Raw genomic sequence first — 5,445 nt, 5'->3', positions numbered from 1 at the left:
TCTCGGCTCGGGCGCCAACTGGCTCAAGCGCATCGTGGTCGCGGGTTGTGTCAGATAAGTGGGCTGCAGCGGCTTGCTACCGCCGCGCAGCGCGCGAGCCAATTGGTTGCTACCCGCCGCCGTGCAGTAGGACGTTGCCAACACGGCTATCGAACGCTGTCCTTGTTGAATCAGCGCCCGCTCCAGCTCGCTACGACTCAGGTTCCAGCTCTGCGCAAAGTCATGCTGACGCTCATAAATCAAACGTCGCAACGCAAACAGCAACAATCCGGTGATCGCGGGAAAAACCAGGACGCAACACCAGTACCACAAGGGCATCTGCCACAGGTCTTGCGGCCACAGTAAAATCACCAAACCGGCGCCCAGTAAAGCGCAGAGCAGCACCACCAGGCACCATCGCCATAGGCGAGGCCGTGTCGGCAGCACGCGCTTTTCGGGCAAGGCTCGAAGATCGACAGGCACGTTACAGCCTCCCTGCCTGGGGCAACGACGTGATCAAGGTGCAACCACAATCACAACGATGTCCATGCAAAACCATGGGTCGCCCCTGCCAGGTGGACCCGGCATCCCCTTCGGCAATTGCGTTCTCCCCGTGCCCGGGCAACGGGCAGCGAACCTTGTCGCCCACACAGGCAATGCCCCGTCCCATAAAACTCATGCCCTCAGCGACGGAAATCACCTCCCCATCAGAAGACAACTTGTCGCCGAGGCGAATAAAAACTTGCATAGAACCTCCAGTTCATCTAGACAGCTAGCGAATTAGTTATTGAACTTGGGAAGGAATGAAATATCGCCATGATAATTGCTTGGATTACCGCGCCCCAACAGCACCTTGATCTTATATCCAGCTATGTATTGCTGTAAGACGTCCCCGCACCTAAAAGCAGGGCAATCCCCACGATTGAGAACGTGTATTTGATGATGGACAAGACTTTCATATTTTTTCCTTGAACTAATTACCAGCGAGCACCTACGATGCAGTGACGCATAGTGTCACTCCATATGTAGCCAACGGAGCAATGTCACCGTTGAATAAAATACCTGCACGCTCACTTAATGGGTTGCGGATGATTGACTACGCAGCGGGCGGTTTTATTCACAAGAATCAATAGATCCCCCAAATTTGAAAAACCAGGCTCAGCACCATCTGGATTTTTATAATTCCTGTGTACGTTTACGCCTCCCCCCCATTGCGGATCGGCGAAATCCTGACCACGCAGTACCTTGGCGTACTTATTATTCGACCGATCGTCTTTATAAACCGGCCCGATCGGACCTTGGGGGTCTTTAAGCAGTGAATACTGATAATAATTTGGATCATACCAATCCTTGACCCATTCATATCCATTATCGGACATTGCATAGAGACCAAGCGGATTGGGAGGGAATTTATCGACAGGCAGTGGTGTGAAAGTACCGGTCTTCCAACCCATTTCTTTGGCGAAAATCTTGCGATCCCATGAACTTGAAATATTGATTCCCTTGGGACCATCTTTCCAATCTTCGGTTACTGCATCATCAGTCGCCTTATAAGTTCCGTCATCAGTTGCAACCATTAAAAATTGCCCACGGCTTCTCGCCGCATACTCCCATTGGGCTTCAGTCGGCAATCCAAAAGGCAAGCCACTGATATCTGCCAGCCAAATGCAATATTGCTCAGCTTCAAACCAGTCCATATGTGCAGGGGTGGTGGGCGCTGCACTAATGATTTTGAAATCATTACCAGCATCCTGACGAAGCACTAAACCATTGCTCTTCAGATAAAATTGAAACTCCTCATTGGTAATCTTGTACTTATTGATCGAATAGCTACTTAGCTCAACTTTATGCAATGGCTTGCTGTCTTTATCCGAGTCATACGAAAGCTTTTCCGGGCCGTATTGCACGCCGTAATCCCCCATCAAGAACTCACTACCCTCTACGAATACGAGGTTGCTTTTTATTCCCTTAATAAAAGCCTGAAAATCCTGCGAAGATCTTTCTTCAAAGGAAGTATTCGACAACTCAGGACTTCGCTCGCAACCCGCAACTGCAAACAAAAGAAAAACGCATACAACTGATTTTAGCTTGCTCATTAAATCACTGCCCTGATTTGGTTTTTTTCAAGTCGTCATTTAATAGGATGTGGATGATTGACTATGCAGCGAGCTGTTTTATCACCAAGCACCAAGCGCTCTCCCCTATTAGACAGGGCAGCCATAGTCGCATCTGGACTTCTATAGCTTCTGTGTACGTTTACTGCACCTCCCCACTGCGGATTTGCATAATCCTTGCCTCGGAGCACCTTGGCATATTTGTAATTTGAAGGAGGATCCTTATACACGGGGGCGCTCGGACCTTGAGGGTCCTTGAGTGGAGAGTTTTGGTAATAGGTTGGGTCATACCAGTCCTTAACCCACTCAAATCCATTATCGGACATCGAATAAATACCCAGTGGATTGGGTGGAAATTTATCCACGGGCAATGATGTCAGAGTACTAGTCTCCCACCCCATCTCTTTGGCGAATATTTCACGGTCCCATGAGGTTGAAATATTAATGCCTTTGGGTCCACTCCCCCACTCTTCAGTTATATCGTCATCAGTCACCTTATAAGTACCATCATCAGTAGCCACCATTAAAAATCGCCCACGACTTCGTGCTGCATATTCCCACTGGGCTTCGGTTGGCAATCCGAACGGTTGTTCGCTGATATTTGCCAGCCAAGTGCAATATTTCTCCGCTTCAAACCAATCCAAGTGCGCCGGAGTGTTTGGGGCGCCACTGACAACGGCAAACTTATCTCCGGTATCCTGGCGGTGCAGCAGACCGTTGAAACTTAGGTAAAGCTGATATTCCTGATTGGTAATTTTGAATTTATTGATTGAAAAATTACTCAGCTCAACTTTATGCAGCGGTTTACTATCCTTATCCGAGTCGTAGGGTAGCCTTTCAGGACCGTACTCCACGCCATAATCGCCCATCAGGAATTCCCCGCCCTCAACAAATACGAGATTGCTTTTAATCTTTTGAATGAAACTTTGCAGCTCACGCGAAGATACATTGTTCTCTGTCGTACTCAAGGACAAGGCATCCTGCTCACAACCCAGCATTATAAAAACAAGAAATATTATTGTAATTTGCAGCCTTATCATAAAAACTCCTTGTATCAAGCCCATCGACCCGTCTCTGCTTCACACGGACCAAAAGTACAACCTTCGGGAAAACGGTGATGATCGAGAGAATTATTTTGATAATAGGGCGTGTCGTTCATGGCCAGCGCATACCCCCAAACAGCACCGGGCCTTATCCGTTCATAAATAATGGACAGTTCACGTTTCGCCTTATGCAAATCCTGATCACGATTGAGCCCCTCCCGCAGAAAATCCACTAATTTCTGTTCCTGTTGCTGGGTTATCAGGAGTTCATCTTCGGCTCCTGCCAAGCTAGAGCCATGAGGCGTCATGCGACAAAATACTTTGCGCCACTCGTCGTGGGTCTGGATGCTTCTGAGTAACCAGATCACCGCTTCCTTACGATCTTGGTAGATATCGGGTATCAACCCCTTACCATAATTGTACGGATCGAGATGGTCCCAAATACCATGACGAGTGAGAAGGTAAAGCAAAATCCCTTTTGCCTCCGGGGTGTAGCTCAATAACTTTGTAGCATTGGTATTAATACTAGCAGCAAGTTGATTGCGTCGCTTCGAGGCATCTATATTCGTTTTGCTTTCATCTACAATAGAGTTTATGCGATCTTTGAATTCATACTCAACAGACTTGATACTTTCCCCTAGCGTCATAAATCCTGCATAAATGTCGCTTTGCATATCATCCATTTGCATGACGCAGTACCTACTGTACGTTCTAAATGCATCCCTATCGATCAAATCAAAATAACTATAATTCAACCGATATAACTGATAGACCAACCATGCTCCAAACTCTACAATCGTACTCGTACCCACCTCACAAAAAAGCCCGCCCTTAGCCCCCAATCCCCAACACAAACTGGCGGCCACATGAAAACAGAACTTCCCATTTATAAAGGTGCAGTGAAATTTGCCACCGGCCCCAGCCCCGGCCAAACCGGCAATGCTGCCGCTAATACTGCAGAAGTCGGTGAATTCGCCGCTGGACTTCAATAAGCCGACGAGTGCGGGATTGACGTCCGCGGGCGGTGTAGGTTTGAGCCATTGCAAGCCACCCTTGAGGCTGCCCTCGACTCGGGCGCCGGCAAAGGCTTCGCCAGTCAGTTGCAGGCCTTCATCTTCAGCGCCCATTTGTTTGTAGAAAACCGCACCCTTGGTTCTTCGTTCCTTGAAGCGCGGTAACCGGCTGTTGGGCTGACCAGCGAGCAATTGCTGATCACCTTTGGTCACAATCTGCAATTGCCCTTCGAGCGTTACCGAGGCACCGATGAAACCGCATAACTCAGGCGTCAGGTACAGGCGCAACATGCCCATGTCGAAGTCATTGCCTTTGGCATTGGTGTAGGACAACGACCAGCCCATGCGGTCCGGCACATAGGCGGTGAGGTTAACCATGCCTGAGGCTACAGTCAGGCTGGCCTTGGCTTCGCCCTTGACCGCGACATTGCCCTTTTTCGGGTCGAACTCAGCGCTGGCCCCGACATTGGACACAAAGCGCATGAACTGCGCAGCCCCCGACACGTCGACGTTCTTGCCCAACTCGGTCTTTCCCGACAAGCTTTCGTTCCAGCTTTCAGCCCAGTCGAACAAGGTAACGTCCTGATTCAAGGCTTCAGGGTCAAAATCCAGTCCAGTCCATTTGACGACGTCTTTCAACTCCAGCTTTATTTTCGGCCACTCCAGAGTGGTCAGCTGTTCCTTGAGCTTCTGCGTATCGATGCGGTGGTTACCCTGCTTGTCCTTGCCGTAAATACTTTTCTCAGCGCCCTTTTTTTTGTCGCCTTTCAGGGAGACATTGTGCAGCTTGCGGCCCTCCTGGCTCTTGCTGAAATAACCTTTCTTGACATAGGCATAACGGGTGGGTTTGCTACCGTGCTTGCCTTTCTTCCCCGTCCCCGCGATCGGAATCAATTCGACGACATCGTCATAGCTCATTTTTTCCAGGGAGAATCTGCCGAGCTTTTCGCGCAGCGCCTCCCCTTCCGCTTCCAGTCGATGTTCCGCCGCAGTCACTTCCTTGGCATGCGCTTCGGCTTCCAGGGGAGAGAGGGAGGAAGTTGAAGCCCTTGTGGCATAATTTTCCAACACCCGGGAGTAACGTTCCTTGGCCAGGTGAAACTCATTCACCCGGTGGGCCATTTCTTGCCAGTGGTTTTCGAACTCTCCCGCCTCGGCGTCCGCTATAAAGACCAGCTCTTGCGTCTCGGGGCGAAAGTAGCACTGGGTCGACTGGTGATACGCAACCACAATAGGGGCTTGCTTGCTGGTCCGGTTTTCAGCGACAGGGGCATTGGCTTGGGTCATGCGTTCAGA

The 5,445-nt window shown here is 49.8% G+C and carries 4 protein-coding genes and 1 pseudogene; all 5 read right to left on the bottom strand.

Going from position 1 to position 5,445, the window contains the following annotated elements:
- Positions 1-462: pseudogene (locus ACM6I6_RS20355) on the bottom strand (hypothetical protein); the annotation flags it as partial.
- A gap of 1 nt (position 463) precedes the next feature.
- Positions 464-727 carry a PAAR domain-containing protein gene (locus ACM6I6_RS20350; RefSeq protein ID WP_414920634.1) on the bottom strand — a complete coding sequence of 88 codons (264 nt, stop codon included), beginning with the start codon at positions 725-727 and terminating at the stop codon, positions 464-466.
- Between the two features lie 322 nt (positions 728-1,049).
- Positions 1,050-2,075 carry a formylglycine-generating enzyme family protein gene (locus ACM6I6_RS20345; protein ID WP_414920633.1) on the bottom strand — a complete coding sequence of 342 codons (1,026 nt, stop codon included), beginning with the start codon at positions 2,073-2,075 and terminating at the stop codon, positions 1,050-1,052.
- 35 nt (positions 2,076-2,110) lie between these two features.
- Positions 2,111-3,133 (bottom strand): formylglycine-generating enzyme family protein, encoded by a 1,023-nt coding sequence (locus ACM6I6_RS20340; RefSeq protein ID WP_414920632.1) that lies wholly within the window; start codon positions 3,131-3,133, stop codon positions 2,111-2,113.
- Positions 3,134-3,147: 14 nt separating this feature from the next.
- The coding region (locus ACM6I6_RS20335) for a hypothetical protein (RefSeq protein ID WP_414920631.1) at positions 3,148-5,445 on the bottom strand (2,298 nt) is incomplete at its 5' end.

The organism is Pseudomonas sp. IT-P218 (assembly GCF_949767605.1).
Taxonomy (GTDB): domain Bacteria; phylum Pseudomonadota; class Gammaproteobacteria; order Pseudomonadales; family Pseudomonadaceae; genus Aquipseudomonas; species Aquipseudomonas putida_AE.
Note: the sequence above shows the minus strand (reverse complement) of the source record. Positions and strands in the feature narration are given on the sequence as shown.

Excerpts from the sequence above, each read along its gene's own strand:
- ACM6I6_RS20350 (WP_414920634.1), bottom strand. The coding sequence starts at position 727 with ATGCAAGTTTTTATTCGCCTCGGCGACAAGTTGTCTTCTGATGGGGAG.
- ACM6I6_RS20340 (WP_414920632.1), bottom strand. The coding sequence starts at position 3,133 with ATGATAAGGCTGCAAATTACAATAATATTTCTTGTTTTTATAATGCTG.
- ACM6I6_RS20345 (WP_414920633.1), bottom strand. The coding sequence starts at position 2,075 with ATGAGCAAGCTAAAATCAGTTGTATGCGTTTTTCTTTTGTTTGCAGTT.